General features: G+C 39.4%; 11 protein-coding genes. 3 read left to right on the top strand and 8 right to left on the bottom strand.

The genetic code is table 11. The features are described from left to right. The first annotated feature begins 144 nt into the window (after positions 1-144). Both B4B65_RS01885 and B4B65_RS01890 read left to right on the top strand, forming a co-directional pair. Positions 145-1,905, top strand: a complete 1,761-nt coding sequence (locus B4B65_RS01885; protein WP_293912871.1) for a tetratricopeptide repeat protein — start codon at positions 145-147, stop codon at positions 1,903-1,905. A gap of 95 nt (positions 1,906-2,000) precedes the next feature. Continuing rightward, positions 2,001-3,032 carry an endonuclease/exonuclease/phosphatase family protein gene (locus B4B65_RS01890; protein WP_293912873.1) on the top strand — a complete coding sequence of 344 codons (1,032 nt, stop codon included), beginning with the start codon at positions 2,001-2,003 and terminating at the stop codon, positions 3,030-3,032. A 40-nt stretch (positions 3,033-3,072) separates the two neighbouring features. On the opposite strand, the gene galE is transcribed toward B4B65_RS01890, so the two are convergent. Beyond that, entirely contained in the window at positions 3,073-4,101 is a 1,029-nt protein-coding gene (gene galE, locus B4B65_RS01895) for a UDP-glucose 4-epimerase GalE (RefSeq protein WP_201681287.1), read from the bottom strand. Continuing rightward, complete coding sequence (locus B4B65_RS01900) at positions 4,101-5,093, bottom strand: UDP-glucuronic acid decarboxylase family protein (RefSeq protein WP_293912875.1); 993 nt, start codon at positions 5,091-5,093, stop codon at positions 4,101-4,103. The genes galE and B4B65_RS01900 overlap by 1 nt, the downstream gene beginning before the upstream one ends. Before the next feature lie 63 nt (positions 5,094-5,156). On the opposite strand from B4B65_RS01900, the gene B4B65_RS01905 reads away from it, so the two are divergent. Continuing rightward, positions 5,157-6,398 carry a 3-deoxy-D-manno-octulosonic acid transferase gene (locus B4B65_RS01905; RefSeq protein ID WP_293912877.1) on the top strand — a complete coding sequence of 414 codons (1,242 nt, stop codon included), beginning with the start codon at positions 5,157-5,159 and terminating at the stop codon, positions 6,396-6,398. A 69-nt stretch (positions 6,399-6,467) separates the two neighbouring features. On the opposite strand, the gene B4B65_RS01910 is transcribed toward B4B65_RS01905, so the two are convergent. The 6 genes from B4B65_RS01910 to B4B65_RS01935 all read right to left on the bottom strand — a co-directional run bounded on the left by B4B65_RS01910 (position 6,468) and on the right by B4B65_RS01935 (position 17,362). Further along, complete coding sequence (locus B4B65_RS01910; RefSeq protein ID WP_293912879.1) at positions 6,468-7,916, bottom strand: glyceraldehyde-3-phosphate dehydrogenase; 1,449 nt, start codon at positions 7,914-7,916, stop codon at positions 6,468-6,470. Positions 7,917-8,177: 261 nt separating this feature from the next. Next, positions 8,178-10,592: an ABC transporter permease gene (locus B4B65_RS01915; RefSeq protein WP_293912881.1), complete on the bottom strand. Its 2,415-nt coding sequence runs from the start codon at positions 10,590-10,592 to the stop codon at positions 8,178-8,180. 24 nt (positions 10,593-10,616) lie between these two features. Further along, positions 10,617-12,974: an ABC transporter permease gene (locus B4B65_RS01920; RefSeq protein ID WP_293912883.1), complete on the bottom strand. Its 2,358-nt coding sequence runs from the start codon at positions 12,972-12,974 to the stop codon at positions 10,617-10,619. A gap of 31 nt (positions 12,975-13,005) precedes the next feature. Beyond that, positions 13,006-15,405 (bottom strand): ABC transporter permease, encoded by a 2,400-nt coding sequence (locus B4B65_RS01925; RefSeq protein WP_293912885.1) that lies wholly within the window; start codon positions 15,403-15,405, stop codon positions 13,006-13,008. A gap of 5 nt (positions 15,406-15,410) precedes the next feature. After that, a complete protein-coding gene (locus B4B65_RS01930) occupies positions 15,411-16,085 on the bottom strand; it encodes an ABC transporter ATP-binding protein (protein WP_201681294.1) in 675 nt (224 codons plus the stop codon). Positions 16,086-16,108: 23 nt separating this feature from the next. Continuing rightward, positions 16,109-17,362, bottom strand: coding sequence for an efflux RND transporter periplasmic adaptor subunit (locus B4B65_RS01935; protein WP_293912887.1), 1,254 nt, complete (start codon positions 17,360-17,362; stop codon positions 16,109-16,111). Positions 17,363-17,366: the final 4 nt, after the last annotated feature.

Below are 17,366 nucleotides of genomic sequence, written 5' to 3' on the forward strand. Positions count from 1 at the left end.
ATATAGGTGTTGTCAATACTTCGTTTTTCGAATTTAGTATAAATGATAAGTAATATGAGGATAATCACTAATATTTATAAAAAAGGATAATATATTTGTATCTTCCTTAAAGTTATAATATTAACCTGCTAATAATAATATGTCGTGAAGTTACTGTATTTGCTTTTTCCTTTTTTGATAGCTGGTTTTTATGCGGAAAGTCAGGAATTAAAATTACAAAGTTTTACTACCCGTAAACAACAGCTTGAATCTATACTGGCTACAGAACAGACGCTTCCTGCAGATACGTCGCAGCTTAAGACCTATCTCCTTCCCATCATCCGGCAAGCAGATAAGGGGCGGGATTCCAGTCTGAGGGCTGCCTATTATGGACTGATGGCTGATGGCTATGCATTGTTTTACGATGGTATTAATCCTAAGAGTACACAATTATACCTGCAATCTATACGTACAGCGTCTGTTAATAAAAAGCCGGATATGGAACTCTGGGCCATACTTAATTATGCTCATTATCTGTACAATTACAGAGATATGTCTGCAGCTCTTCCTTTATTTATGCAGGCAATTGAACAAATCAATTCCTTAAATCCAGAAAACATTCTATTTCCCTGTGAATCTTTTAAACGTATTGGCTATTTCTTGGGTACAATCGGCGATTATGATGAGTCGATTGTCTATCTGAAAAGAGGGGAAAAATATGCAGCCTCTCTATTCTGTGACCGTGCTGCTATTCAGGATAATATCGGCCAGTACCTGTTAAAAAAACAGGATACCGTAAGTGCCGAAATGTATTTTAAGAAAGCATTGTATACAGCATCCCGGGTGAATGATGAAGTACGGATGGGTAAGGCAATGGGAAATATGGCGCTTATCTATCAGGGAAGAGGACAGATAGATCAGGCTATTCGTTTTGTGCAACAGGATCTTGTCTACTCTACAAAACATCAAAGTGATCAGAATACGATGTATGCATTGATATTGTTAGGTAAGTTATATCTTGCAGCTCATCAGATCCCGGATGCTGAAAAAGTGATCAGTGAAGCCGAAAAGTACGCTGTCGCTAAACCTTATTTTAAGAGATCCGAATATGAAATTGTACGTCTGCGGCTTGATATTGCATTGATGCAAAAAGATATACAGCAGGAGTTAATGGCACGCCGTAGATTGGAGGTTTTGAATGATTCCTTGGCTACTTCGGATGGAGATATGATCCTCAAACAGACCAAATGGCTGGCTCAGAAAGAAAGATATGCGCACAATATCGAACTGGCACGTCAGCGTTATGAGAAAGAGAAATTTAAGAAGGGAACTTATTTAGTTCTCGTCATTATCTTATTAGTCATTATCGGATTGATCTTCAATATCTTTAAGCGAAAAAATAAAGCACGGCAAGATAATTATGACAAGCGTATCCTTCAGCTTCAGGTTGAAAAGGTGCTCTCAGATCAACGACTATTAAAAGCAAATGAGACTATGGCTTCTTACCGAAGTTATATGGCTGAAAAAAATGAACAGATTGATCTACTAACCAAAGAGATTAAACAGATCAGTAAATCTTCTTCCCCTTCTCTGAAACAGCAGAAGAGCCAGTTGCAGTCCTTGCTAGATTCCCATCTGATGACTGAAGAAAACTGGACTAATTTTAAAACTGCTTTTCAAAGAGAATATCCCTTTTTTCTTCAGCAATTACGTAAAAATTATCCGGAGCTTACAGAGTCTAATCAACGTATTATACTATTATTGAAGCTGGGGCTTTCCCATAAGGAGATGTCAAATATGCTGGGTGTTACAGTAGATGCTGTCAAAAAATCCAGACAGCGCCTGCGCAAGAAGCTGGGGGAAAAATCAGACGATCTTTTCAATATTGTATTTGATCGGGATAATTCAGATTCAGAAGTCAGTTAGCGTAATATTTTTGTAGATAAACTTTTGTTTACAAGTTCTTTGGAGAAAATTATGTTAGAAATGAGTAGCTTTAGATCCAAACCTGATTAATTGATATGAGAAAAATATTTTTTCTTTTACAGTTCTTTTTTACAGTTACTGTATGGGGACAAGAGTCCAAAAATTTACGTGTTCTTCAGTTTAATATATGGCAGGAAGGAACAGTTGTGCCGGGAGGTTTTGAAGCTATAGCCAATGAAATTGCGCGTCTAAAGCCTGACCTGATTGCATTTAGTGAAGTACGTAATTACCATCAGACAAAATTTAACGAACGTATAGTGGAGGCACTCGCAAAAAAAGGTTTAACCTATTATTCATTTTTTAGCGATGACAGCGGTCTGTTAAGCCGTTATCCGTTGACTTCTTACGGGCGTGTGGGCGATGACAATAAATTTAAAGGAACTATACACAAAGCCGTTGTTTCACCCTCAGAGGGAAAGACAGTCGTATTCTATACAGCACATCTGGAATATACAAAGGGCGCAAATTATCTGCCGCGAGGTTATCATGCGGATACATGGGCAAAACTTGCGGCACCTATTATAGATGCAGACTCTGTGTTAGCCAACAATAATTCCTCCAGTCGTGATGAAGCTATTCAGATTTTCATGGAAGATGCTGCGAAAGAAATCGGCGAGGGGCATGAGGTAATTCTTGGTGGCGATTTTAACGAACCATCTTATCTGGACTGGACAGCACGGACTAAAGATAAATATGATCATAAGGGATTGATTATTCCCTGGACGATTACGAAGATGCTGGCTGAAGGAGGGTTTCAGGATGCGTATCGTAAGGTCTATCCAAATGAAGTTACTCACCCCGGCTTTACCTTTCCTTCCTACAATAAAGATGTCGAGATCAGTAAGCTGGTATGGGGAGCGACAGCCGATGAGCGGGACAGGATTGATTTTATTTTTTATAAATCAGGTCAAAGGTTAAAGGCTGTCAAAGCTGCTATTGTCGGCCCTAAAGAATCTATCCTCAGAGGAGAGAAAGCAACCGAAGTTTCAAAAGACAAATTTATACTTCCGCTGGCGGTATGGCCGACGGATCATAAAGCATTGTTAATAGACTTTCAATGGAAATAATAACAAAAGAGGCTGAAAAATTTTTCAGCCTCTTTTGTTATTACCCGATTGGGTTGTCTTTAAGATATTTTTCCCAGTTCCATGAACTGGACATCATTTCTTCGATACCTAATTCTGCTTTCCATCCCAGTTGCTGTGCAGATTTTGTAACGTCTCCCCATACTTTGATGATATCACCCTCACGACGCGGTCCGATTACATAATTAAGCTTCTCACCGGATACATTTTCAAAAGCTTTGATCGCTTCTAAGACCGTATATCCATTTCCGGTACCTACATTGAATACATCATATTTACCATTTGGATTTCCTTTTTCAAGAAGTTTAATTGCTGCAACATGTGCTTTTGCCAGATCTACTACATGAATATAATCACGGACACATGATCCGTCAGGTGTGTCATAATCACCTCCAAACACAGTTAATTTTTCTCTTTTTCCAATAGCTGTCTGTGTGATAAACGGAAGCAGGTTTTGAGGTACTCCTATCGGCAATTCGCCGATCAAAGCAGACGCATGTGCACCTACAGGATTGAAATAGCGTAGAGCGATAATGTTGTAATTTTCATATGCTTTGGCTGTTTCTTCCAGTATCTCTTCTGCGATCTGTTTTGTATTTCCATATGGGGAGGTTGCTTTCTTGACAGGTGCGCTTTCTGTGACAGGCAGGATGTCCGGTTCACCATATACAGTGCAGCTGGAAGAAAATACAAAGTTGACAGGACTATTGCGGTACGTCTCCAAAAGGTTGATCAGCGAGAAGAAATTGTTGTGGTAATATTTCAACGGATCAGCAACCGATTCACCCACCGCTTTGGAAGCTGCAAAGTGTATGATTCCATTGATATCCGGATTCTTTTTGACAAATTCGGATACCGCATCTGCATCACATAAATCAAACTCATGAAATTCGGGTCTCATGCCAGTGATCTTCTCAATCTGATCCAGAATAAGGATATTGGAGTTAGAAAGGTTGTCAATAATTACAGGTGTGTATCCTGCGTTGAATAATTCTACTACAGTATGCGAACCAATATATCCGGTTCCTCCTGTTACAAGTATTTTGCTCATTATCTATTATTATAGTATGTAAAATCTTTATGTTCTAAATGCGTTAGCGGTAACGTACGGTAATACGTTATGGTTTGTTCCAGTCCTTGTTTTCTGGATACGACGGGTTCCCAGCTTAATATCTTTTTTGCTTTACTGATATCCGGTCTTCTCTGTTTGGGATCTTCAGCAGGCAGTGGCTGGTAAACAATCTTACTTTTGCTATTTGTAATCAGCAGAATCTCTTCTGCAAGTTGCTGTAAAGTGATTTCTTCAGGATTACCGATATTGATTGGATCTGCACAATCGGAGTGGAGTGTTTTGAAGATTCCTTCTACCTGATCGCTTACATAGCAGAATGACCGTGTCTGCTGTCCGTCTCCGAATACCGTCAGATCTTCTCCTCTCAGCGCCTGCGCAATAAAGGCGGGTACAGCGCGTCCGTCATTGAGCCGCATACGAGGTCCGAACGTATTAAAAATGCGTACAATACGGGTTTGCAATTCATGGAAGTTATGATAGGCCATAGTCATCGCTTCCTGAAATCTCTTGGCTTCGTCATACACTCCTCTGGGGCCCACGGGATTGACATTTCCCCAGTAATCTTCAGATTGCGGACTCACTGTCGGATCTCCATAGATCTCTGAAGTGGAAGCAACCAGTATACGGGCATTTTTAGCTCTGGCAAGTCCGAGTAAATTATGCGTGCCTAAAGATCCCACTTTTAAGGTCTGAATCGGTATACGAAGGTAATCCACAGGGCTGGCAGGAGAGGCGAAATGCAGGATATAATCAAGGTGTCCCGGAACATGGACAAATTTGGAAACATCATGGTGATAAAATTCAAAATGATCCAGTTTATACAGATGCTCAATATTCCGTATATCTCCTGTGATCAGATTGTCCATGCCGATAACATGGTAGTCTTCCAGAATAAAACGATCACAAAGATGAGAACCCAGGAAACCTGCTGCTCCAGTTATCAGAATACGTTTGCGATGCTTATTTTTCACTTCTATCCGCTAATTCAGAAAGGGTTTAATATCTTTGACCAAGATAAGCAATAATTTGCGAACATGCGTCTGATCTATTCTTTGGGAATCTTACTTTATGGTACTATTTTACGTCTGATATCACCTTTTCATACGAAAGCAAGACTATGGACTGAAGGCCGGAAGGACTGGTATATGCGAATGAGTCAAACGGTTGAAACAGGCCAAAAACACATTTGGTTTCACTTCGCATCGCTTGGTGAATTTGAGCAGGGAAGAGCCGTTTTGGAAGAAATAAAAAAAAATTATTCTGACAAAAAAATTATCATAACTTTTTATTCTCCATCGGGGTATGAGATACGTAAAAATACAAATCTTGCTGATTATGTGTTTTATTTACCTGAAGACACTTCGGGGAATGCAAAACAGTTTACAGATCTTATACAACCTGAATTTGTGGTATTTACCAAATACGAATACTGGCACTATTACTTTCAGGAGCTGGCACAGCGGGAGATTCCGTTGCTGATGATTTCTGCGATTTTCAGACCTGAACAGATTTTTTTTCAGCCTTATGGCGGATTCTTCAGGAAAATTCTGGAATGTGTTACTTATTTCTTTGTTCAGAATGAAGAAAGCCTTCACCTGTTAAAGGAGAATGGTTTTCGCAATGTCGGAATAACCGGTGACACCCGCTTCGATAGAGTAATACAGCTACCGTTACAGAAAAAGGATATACCCGAAGTGACTCAATTTGTTGCCGGGCACCAGGTGTTGATTGCAGGGAGTACCTGGCCGGATGATGAGGTATTGTTGCATGATCTGTCCGGCAAATATGGCGAATGGAAGATAATAGTAGCTCCTCATGAGATTCATGATAAACATATACAATCTATTCTGGATTTATTCCCAGAAGCACTTAGATTTTCCGGTTTCACGACATATTCAGCTGAGGTTATCCGGAGTGCGCAAGTATTGATTATTGACAATATCGGAATGTTATCTTCGCTATATGGCTATGGAAATGTAGCTTATATCGGAGGAGGTTTCGGAGCAGGTATACATAATACATTAGAAGCTGCGACTTACGGAATACCTGTAATCTTTGGACCCAAATACCATAAGTTTCAGGAAGCAAAGGATCTGATTGAATGTGGCGCTGGCTTTTCGATTTCCAATGCAGCAGGGCTACAGACTGTCTTTGCACAGCTTCAGCAATCAGAAAAACGTACATTTTCGGGAGAGGAAGCACGGAAGTATGTGCGTCAGCATGCAGGTGCGACAGCTGTGATTATGAAATACCTGATCTGTAAAAAGCTACTGTGATCAATCCGTAGTAAGTATTTATCTCATTATAAATACTCACTACCGGATTAATTTCAAAATGAACGGCTGTTAATAATAAACAAATCTTCTTACACCCGCAATATGTCTGGACAGGCGCATGACCTGATGAGCGTATCCGTATTCGTTATCATACCATACATAAAGTACGATACTATGACCATCTGCAGATACGATAGTTGCGGGAGCATCTACAATAGAGCAAGATGAAGTACCTACGATGTCGGATGAAACCAGTTCCTCATTAACGGCATATTTGATCTGTTCTACCAGATCACCTTTTAGTGCAGCAGCTTTGATCAATTTGTTTAGTGTTTCTACATCAGTTGCGTGTTTGGTTTCCAGATGTAAAATAGCAAGAGATCCATTCGGTACAGGCACGCGGATGGCATTGGAAGTAAGCTTACCTGCTAATGAAGGAATGGCCTTGGATACCGCAATTCCCGCACCTGTCTCGGTGATCACCATGTTAAGTGCTGCGGCACGTCCTCTTCTGAATTTTTTGTGCATATTGTCTACCAGATTCTGGTCATTGGTATAGGCGTGGATCGTTTCAATATGACCTTTGACTATCCCTAATGTATTTTCGATGACGTATAATACAGGTGCTATCGCATTTGTTGTACAGGATGCCGCAGAGTAGATTGCTGTCTTGCTGACATCGATTTCATCCTGATTGATACCGTAAACAATATTGGGTACAGCTTTGCCTGGAGCGGTAAGCAATACATTTGCTGCACCTTTTGATTTCAGGTGACGGCTGAGTTCGTCTGCATTACGAAAGGCTCCTGTGTTATCTATAACAAGTGCGTTTGAGATTTGGTACGCTGTGTAATCTATTTCTTCAGGTACCTGTGCTGATAAGATATAGACTGTCAGTCCGTTGATAATAAGAGCCTTGTTTGTACTGTCTATTTCTACCGTTCCTTCAAAATCACCATGTATGGAGTCATGTTGCAGCAAGGCAGCTCTTTTACGGAGTGTGGTTTCGTTGACCTGATCTCGTGTTACAATTGCGCGCAGACGTAGTTGCCTGCCGGAACCGGCCTTTGCAATGAGTTCGCGTGCCAGAAGTCTTCCTATCCTCCCGAATCCGTATAGGACAACATCTCTTGGCGTAAGCTCTTTTGTCTGATGGGCTTTACAGAGCTTACGAATCAGAAAATCGGGAAGATCAGTTGGTGTGATGCCTTCATTCTTCATTTCCATAGCCAGTGTTCCTACATCTATACGCGATGGAGGAAGGCGGAGATCCTGCAGTGCATCAGCAACCGCCAGGCTGTCAAAGATACTGATGTTGTTTTCTGCAAAGACTGTCGCTTCATGGTGAAGGTTAAGAATGTGACTGTTTTGTCTGTCAATCAGTTGATTTCTGAAAAGTACAAGTTCAATCGCTTGTTCATACCATAGCCGGCTGATAATATTAATGAAAGTTGTAGCAGCTTCCGTTTTTTTTGTATAGGAAGAAATTTCCTGTTCAAACAGAACTTTTGAGGACATGATTAAGGTTTGTTTTGTTTAAAAATATATGGTTATTTATTGCCTACAAACCTAGTAAATAATAGTATTGAAAATGATTTAAATTACATATTTGATAAAAATAAACTGCTTTCAGGGTGTTTATTTTATTATTTGCTAATAATATCTTGTTTTGTTGGTTTTTTGATAATTTTTACCTTATTTTCTACTATATTCCCGACAAAAAAAGACCCGAATCCAATGGAGTACGGGCCTTAACTAAACTAAACATATAACAGATCTTTACTCATCCCTGAGACTATTTGCAGGATTGCGTCTTATAGCTCTTATGGCCTGTATACTGGTTGTAATGTATGCAATAAGAATACCTGCAATACTTGCCAGTATAAATACCCATGGGCTTATCGAAATTCGAAATGAAAAATCTTCCAACCATTTTTTCATAAAGTAAAGCGCAATAGGAGTGGCAATTACGGATGCGATAAGCACCAGCCAGATAAAATCTTTTGTCAGTAAAATAAAGAGCTGTTTGTTCTTTGCGCCAAGAATCTTACGTATACCGATTTCTTTTGTCCTCTGATAAGAAGTCAGTGTGATGAGGCCGAATAATCCCAGACAACTGATGAAAAGTGTAATTGTAGCGGAGATATTAATGAGTTTAGCTGTTCTTCTGTCTTCTTCATACATTTCTTCTATTTGCTGATCATAGAATTTGTATTGAAATGTCTGATCCGGATAGCTGTTCTTCCATTCTTTTTCCATGACTTTAATAGCAGATTCCCATTCTGCTTTATCGGTACTGGAAAGCTTGATGCTGATGCTTAATAAATTATCCGGCTTCCCATAATAAAACGCGATAGGTCCCACTGTGCTTCTAAAATCAAACTGATTAAAATCATGAACTACTCCTATTATGCGTATGTCCTGATCTGCTCCATCTTTCAGCAATTGTCCTATTGCTTCCTGAGGCGAATCAAAACCATAACTCTGAACTGCTTTTTCATTAATAATAATGTGCCTTGAACTATCACTGCGGTCAATAAAATTTGAACCCGCAAGTATTTTGAGTTTATAAAGATCCAGATAAGACTCATCGATAAACTTTAAGTTGATCTGTGTCCTTACTTTAGTCGTATCTACCATGCGGTAGTAGGAATTGCCCCACATAGAAGTACTGAACGGGGTGTGACCCAATGCTACGGAAGCAAATTCAGGATGTTTCTTTAGCGCCTGTACATATGTCCGTGGATTAGTAATGTCCTTTTCGGAGAGTCTGTGAGGAATTTCCTGAATGATCACTGCTTCATGATCAAAACCTAAATTGGCATTAAGAGCATAATGTAATTGTTGTCCGATGATGATGGTACAAATAACAAATAACTGAGATATTGTAAACTGAAAAATAATCAGAACCTTTCTCAGCCAGATTTTTTTTCTGCCTTCACCTAATGAAGATTTAAGAATTTTGGCTGTATTGACCCTCGTGCTCAGCCATGCCGGATATAAGCCGTTGATCAGGGTCAGCACAACTGTAAAGACGATTATAAAGCCGGTAATTTCTCCAGCACTTAGAAAATCCGCTATATCTGTAGGAATAATGTCTTTAAAGCTGTGATTAAAAAAGAGAGAAAACGGGATCGCTATAACAATTGCACAGACTATTGTCACAAAAGTTTCGGTAAAGAAAATCTGCATAATTTTATAACTACTAGCTCCTAAAGATTTCTGAATACCTATTTGTTTTGCACGTTTGGGTAATTGGGCTGTTGTAAGATTAACATAATTGATGCAGGCCAGTATAATCAGAAAAATAGCAATAGTCAGCAAGACATACAGAACGGATTTATTTATGGAATGTGCGCCGTTATTGGCCGAAGGAGTGAAATGCTTATCCTTTAAAGGCAGCAGTTCAAACCACCCCTCATATTTATATTTATTTTTTAATTCTTTTGTTTCATCATCCAGCTTTTTGTTGATAGCCTGAAGTAATCTTTGTTTTTTATTTTCTGAATTTACTTTTACAAACAGTTGATGGTTAGAGTTTCTGGCAGTCCAATCTGTGTTTGTGAGTTCTTTTTCCGGAATCTGAAAAAATTCCTTCCCCTCAAAACTGGACGGATAATCCAGATCCTGAACTACACCTGATACGGTATACAACAGACTGTCATTATAGACGAGAACCTTTCCTAAAACCTGTTTCGGATCAGTATTTTTAAAATAGTAAGCTGCTCTGGAAGCGGTGAGTACCACCTCATTTGGAGCATTCAGTGCATTCTCTTTGTTTCCAGCCAGCCATTTATAATCAACCAGATCAAAATAGGACCCGTTAGTGGAGATAAGCAATGTAGGGGTTTTGAAATCCTCATTATTTTTCTCTGTATTTACATTGTAGAAATATCGCAGATATACAGGCACAGCCAGCTCAATTTCAGAACGCTGATCTGCAAGATAGGAGGATAACGGAAGGGGAACTCCTCCGAAATTATTGCTGACTCCCTCAAACCGGGAGTGAGACATAATCTGGTAGATTTGATCGCGATCCTGATGGTTGCCATCAAATTTGAGCTCATAATCTATAATACGGGCTATGGAAAAACATCCGGCAATACCGATGGCCAAGCCTAAGACATTGAGTATAGTAAACAGCTTCTGTCTCCAGAGTTGACGAAATGCTAATTTAATAGATAACCAGTTCATAATTGTAGTGTTAAATAGGATTAATTATTCGTCTCTGAGATGATTTACAAGTTTTTGATGTAACAGCTGTCTGGTTTGCAGGGAGACAACCGTTGCTGTGATGGTTAAAATCCCAATAGCTACAATAGCAAATACCATCCAGGATAAGGGAATTCTGTATGCAAATTTGTCAAGAAAGCGCTGCATGAGGTAGGTTGTAACAGGATAGGAGATTACTATAGAAATACCCGCTATCAGCAAAAATTCTTTAGAAAGAATCCCGGTAATAGCGCGGTTAGAGGCCCCCAGAATTTTACGTATTCCGATTTCTTTTTTCCTTCTTTCAATTTCAAAAGCAGTTAGTCCAATAAGTCCGAGGAATGAAATAATAAGAGATAAAAGAGTAAAGAATGACAAGATCTTGCTCAAGTTTTCCTCCGTCCGGAATTTAGAATCGTACTGCTCGGATACAAGTTCATATTGAAGCGGATATTCAGGAGAAAAGTTCTTAAATATTTTTTCTATCGATTTGATATTACTGTCGGTAGAATTGTTTTCATTCATCCTGACAGTGAGAATACCTAAATAAGAAGCAGGACCAAAAATAACAATCGGCTCTACCGGTTGATAAGGAGAATTAATAACAAAATCTTTCACCACTCCTACCACAGTCCACTTTTTGAAATTATCGTCAATGACAGCACCTAAGGGCTCTTTCAGATTCATTGTTTTTACTGCAGATTCATTTAATACGGCAGAGGTGGAGTCCGCAGGATACTTGCTAATATCAATATCTCTCCCCTGTATGATAGTAGTACCTGTAGTTTTCGCGAAATCTTTATCCACTCCAAATCTGTAAATAGATGTTTTGTCATTCTCAGGACGTTCCGGCCAGCTGATAGCAGTGGAGCTGCTCCAGGTCCTTGACATCGGAGAGCCGGTCCTAGTAATAGAGGTCGCCGCGCCTGACTGAAGGATGGCATTGCTGATAAGTCCGGCTTTTTCCAGTTCCGATTCATTAAGGTATATAGTCAGCAATGGATCTTTCTCAAAATTTAAAGGGCGCTGTCCTGCAAATTCAACTTGTTTGATGATAAAAAGTGTGGAACAGATCAATACAACTGAGCAGGTAAACTGGATAGTGACCAGAACGCTTCTGGGTGTAAATCCGGAAGAAGAGGCGGAACCCTTTAAAGCACGTTGTGTCTGCAATGACGAAAGGTAGAATGCAGGGTAACTACCCGCCAGTATACCGGTGACTATAATAAAAATAACTAATAGTATCCAGGGCAATGGGTCCGTATATGGAATAACAAATTGCTCTTCAACAATTTTTTCATAATGAGGAAGAAGTATAATAGTCAATATAATGGCTATGATCGTTGAGAAGAAAACAATCAGGATAGATTCGATCAGAAATTGTCCTATAAGCATCCTGCGGGTAGCTCCCATAGTTTTTCGTATAGCGATTTCTTTTCTTCTTCTCTCGCTTCGTGCTGTACTCAGGTTCATAAAATTGATACAGGCAAGGACAAGTGTCGTTAAAGCTATAAACCCCATGATGTAGAGGCTGTCTATTCTTCCTCCGTCGTTCTTTCCGTTTTTGAATGAGTTATAGAGGTAACTTTTCATAAATGGATAAAGGATCACCTCCAGTGAGGAAGCCTGATCATGCTCTTTGCTTATATTTCGGATTTTGACATTGAATTTATTTAGATCTGTTCCCTCTTTGAGAAGTACATACGTGCTTACATAACTATTGGTCCATGGTCGTGTCGATTGATCATTATATCCCAGACTTGTTCTGAGGTTCCAGTCTGCTAGAACTTCAAAATAGAAAGAACTGTTTGAGGGAGGGTTCTTAACAACTGCTGTTACAGTAAGAGGGTATTTATTTTGCATTAAAACGGTGCGTCCCAGAGGATTTTCATCTCCAAATAATTTGGTCGCAGTCTTTTGGGTGATTGCTATCTGATCAGGTTTGTCAAACGGAGTTTTGCTTCCACTGATAATTTCAAAACTGAATATATCGAAAAAGGAAGAATCGACAAAAGTGACAGGTTGATTCAGGAGGCTTTCTCCTATTTTAAAAGTAACGCTGTAACCGTTATCAATGCGGCTGCTGGATTGAACTTCAGGATAGTCTGATTGCAAGGCCGGACCAAGAGGTTCGGAAGTGGCTGAGCCTCTCTTTATTTCTCCATTGACATCTCTCATATGCTGAGCGATATAGATCCTGTCTTTATGGGTGTGGAAGTGATTATAGCTTATCTGATGATGTATCCAAAGGCCTATTAATAAAAAACCTGCAATACCGATGGCAAGACCAAATACATTAATAAAGGTATAAGCCTTATATCTGGTGAGAAACCGAAGAGAAGTTTTAATATAATTTAGAAACATAATTTTTATAAATGACGTATGACTTAGTGTACTATTCGTCTCTCAGACTATTGATCGGATTGGAATTTGCTATTCTGATAGCCTGAAAACTGACCGTGAGTGCTGTTACGAGAATTCCGATTACAGCGGCAAATAGAAATACCTCCCATTTGATCTCTGTTCTGTACGCAAATCCCTGCAACCATTTTTGCATAATCCACCATGAAAACGGAGTGACTATTATAAGAGAGAGCAGTACAAGTTTTAAAAATTCGGAGGATACTAATTTTACAATTGAAAGCATAGACGCACCAAGTATTTTACGGATTCCGATCTCTTTGACTCTTCTCTGTATAACTAATGATGACAGCGCAAATAAACCAAGACCAGAAACTAAAATAGTAGCAACAGAAAACAAGGTCAGGATTTTTAGTGTACGTGCTTCAGTACGATAAAGATCGTTGTATTCTTCTTCGAGATAGTGATATTCAAAGGGTTTGTCTTTACTGAACTTTTTCCAGGTATCTTCCAGAAATCCCAGGGTTTCCTGTGTATGTGCTGTATCCTTCAATTTGACCATTAATTTGCCAAACCAACTGTATTCAACAAATAGTACAATCGAGCCTATTTTCTGATGAAGAGAAGCGAAATTAAAGTCATTTGAAACGGCTTTTATTTTGCCTTTTCTTCCATTAAGATTTACGGGTTTGCCTATGGCCTCTTCAGCTTTCAGACCTAACTGATCTAACGCTGTTTTATTAATAATAAAGGCATATTCCGGTTCTATATCTGTCGTGCCGGAACGAGTAACATCACCATCGTTAAAACTTTCTCCCGACATCAGCTTTATATCAAACACCGATAAGAAATCTTTTTCAACAGGAATACCAGTGATATTAATACTCTTTTTTGAAGAGTTGACATCGGCTTCAAGGGTGTAACCACCATTAATGTTTACCGGAGAATCATATGATGCAGTTACTCCTTGTATATTCGAATTGTTAGTAATCGTATTCTTGAAGGATATCAAATTAGTTACCGATAGCTCAGATGCATCCAGTACAATTACTTTTGAGCGAGCTATTCCCGTGTCTTTGGATTGCAGATAACGCATCTGTCCGTTGACAATAAGTGTCGAAATAATAAACAGTAAGGATAAACTGAACTGAAATATAATCAGAATCTTACTTAATAAAGCTCCTTTTTTACTGTTCGATATCTTTCCTTTCAGACTGTCTGTGGGTTTGACTGAAGACAATATCCATGCTGGTGCTCCTCCCGAAATAAAGGAAATAACGAGAAACAGAATAATAATAATCAGCATAAACCAACCACCTTTCCAGGACTCCAGACTAAGCTGTATACCCGTATAATTGTTGAAAACAGGAATGAGCAGAATAGTCCCGATAGTACCCACTAATAATGCAATAAACGAAGTGAAAAAGGATTCCGTCACGAATTGTGTAAAAATGTGTTTTCTGGATGCACCGATTACTTTTCGCACTCCGATCTCATGAGCCCGCTCACTGGATTTGGTCATAATAAGATTTCCAAAATTGATACAGGCAATCAGGAGTAAAGAAAAAGCAACTACAGACAAGAGATAAATATAGATCTGTTTAGGGCCTCCCATCACCGTGGAATGCAGCCTTACATCGAGCAATTTTTGTAAAGGGAACTTCACCTGATAACCTGCTGCAATTTCTTCTGCAAACTGTTCTTTCAGATAGTTGTCAATCTTGGACTGTACTGCCGCAATATCATCCGGAGCCTTGAGCAGCAAGTAGGAAATATCATTTGCAGCTCCCCATGACACATTCTTAAATCTCGGTAAGGAATGGTACGGGCCAATAATATTAAACTGTATCTGTGAATAGGAAGGAATATCTTTGATAATACCGGTTACTTTCCATGGTGTATTATTCATCGTCAGACTTTCCCCCAGAGCTTCTTGTTCTCCGAAATAGCGTTTTGCTGTAGATTCAGTAATAACAATAGAATTTGGCTCCCTGAGAGCTACAGCAGGATTTCCTTTTATGAAATCAAAGCTGAAGACATCAAAGAAAGATTCATCTGCAAAGGTCAGTCCATCTTCATTGAATACTTTGCCGTTGTACTGAACAGGTATTTTATGTTCTTCACTTCCCCGTTGAAAGAGCCGTACACCTTTTTCAATCTCCGGAAATTGCTCTGCAAATGCCGGGACAGCAGCATTGGGCGTCCATGCGGTCTCTGTAAAATTCTGTTCAGAGGGTGCTTTATAGCTAAAGGACATATATACTATGCGATCAGCGTTTTTATGAAAAGTATCAAAGCGCAGCTCGTTGATGATATACGTTCCCAGCAAAAAGAAGCAGCATATTCCCAGAGCAAGACTGATGATACTAACGAATGAAGTCGTTTTATTTTTGAGCAGATTTCGCCAGGCGAGTTTGAAATAAGTGTACAACATGATCTTTAGAATTGCGTTTCCATTATTACTTCTCCGTCCAGCATTCGGATCACACGATGTGCAAATTTGGCATCATGTTCACTATGCGTCACCATTATAATGGTAGTACCACTTTCATTCAGTTCTGTCAATAGCTGCATAACTTCATTACCATTGTTTGAGTCCAAATTTCCTGTCGGCTCATCGGCCAGAATAAGTTTGGGATTGTTGATCACAGCTCTTGCCACAGCCACACGTTGCTGCTGACCTCCTGATAGTTGCTGCGGAAAATGATTTCTGCGGTGTGCTATCTGTACTTTTTCCAATACTTCCTCCACCCGTTTTTTTCTTTCAGCGGCAGGGACATTGGTGTATATCAATGGCAGCTCAACATTTTCATATACTGTCAGCTCGTCAATCAGATTAAAACTTTGAAATACAAAACCAATAGCATGTTTGCGCAGGTTAGATCGCTTGCTCTCGTTGAATTTTGCAACTTCCGTTTCGTTGAAAAGATAGCTGCCTTCCTCAAAATCATCTATCAGTCCCAGTACATTTAACAGGGTCGATTTGCCGCAACCGGATGGACCCATTACAGCTACAAATTCACCTTCGGATACCTGAATGCTGACATTATTAAGGGCTAATGTCTCGATCTCATCTGTGCGGTAAAACTTCTTTAATTGATGTATTTTAATCATTATTTAGATATTAGAGTGTTAAATTACTTTTGAATTTTTAATTCCTGAACCTTGTCGTAGTTTTCATAACTCGAGGTAATCACTTTATCTCCGGGTTTTAATCCTTTGAGAACTTCATAATATTCCGGATTTTGCCTTCCCAGTTGTATATCTGTACGGTAGGCCGTGTTCCCGTCTTCGGACAGCTTAAAGATCCAGTTACCTCCCGTTTGTTGATAAAATCCGCCACGGGACAATAACAGGGCTTTCGTCTCATCACTCAGGGAAAGCTTGATCTGTAATGTTTGCCCTCTGCGTATTCCCTGTGGAATTTCTCCGACAAACTCCATGTCTACCTGAAAGCGCCCGTTGTTGACCTGAGAGTATACCTTTCTGACTCTTAACGTATAGACTTTGTTGCTGATATTTATACTTCCCTGCAGATCATTATATATTCTGGAAATGTAATGTTCATCAACATCAGCCCTTACTTTAAATCCGGTAAGCACATCTATCTGTCCCAATCGTTCTCCTGAATTCTTGCTTTGCCCGATTTCAGAATCAAAGGAAGTCAGTTGTCCGTCTACAGGTGCTCTCACGACCAGATCATCTACTTTCTTTCGCATCAGCTCCAGGGCGCGCTGTGTACGTTCATACATCTGTCTGTCTTGCTTTACCTTTTGATTGGTCGATAGTGAATCCTGCTGTAATATTTTACGTGTTAATTCCATTCTTTCCTTCTGATAAAGATAATCATTGACTGTTTTCTGATATTCCTGAGATCCGATCGCTTTTTCCTCAAACAATTTTTTGTTCAGCTGATATATTCTCTGCGCTTCTTTAAGTCCGTTTTCCACATCGGCCAGTTGATTTCTGTTGTTGATTGATACTTGCTGTGCATTGGTCTGAGCTATCTGAGATTGTGTGAGCAGGTTGAGAACAGATGTTTCCTGATTGACCAGACTGAGTTCCTGATCTGTATTTGATAACCGCATAATAGGATCCCCTTTTTTCAGAAATGCTCCATCCTCCACATATTTTTCTTCGACACGTCCGCCCACAGATGCATCAAGAAATATACTGTTAATAGGTAATACTGTACCGTTCAAAGGAATAAACTCCTGAAACGTATCCTCTTTTATCACCTGTATACTCAGCCGTTCGGCTTTTACATTCAGATTGCTTTTGCCGCGGATAAGATATACACTGAACCCGATTAAAAAAATTAGTAAGAAAATACCTGCAAGCATAAGTAGTTTTTTGCTTGTCCATGTTTTCTTTTGTATCACTTTATCCATATAG

The sequence above is a fragment of the Sphingobacterium sp. UBA5789 genome (genome assembly GCF_002418355.1).
Classification (GTDB): Bacteria; Bacteroidota; Bacteroidia; order Sphingobacteriales; family Sphingobacteriaceae; genus Sphingobacterium.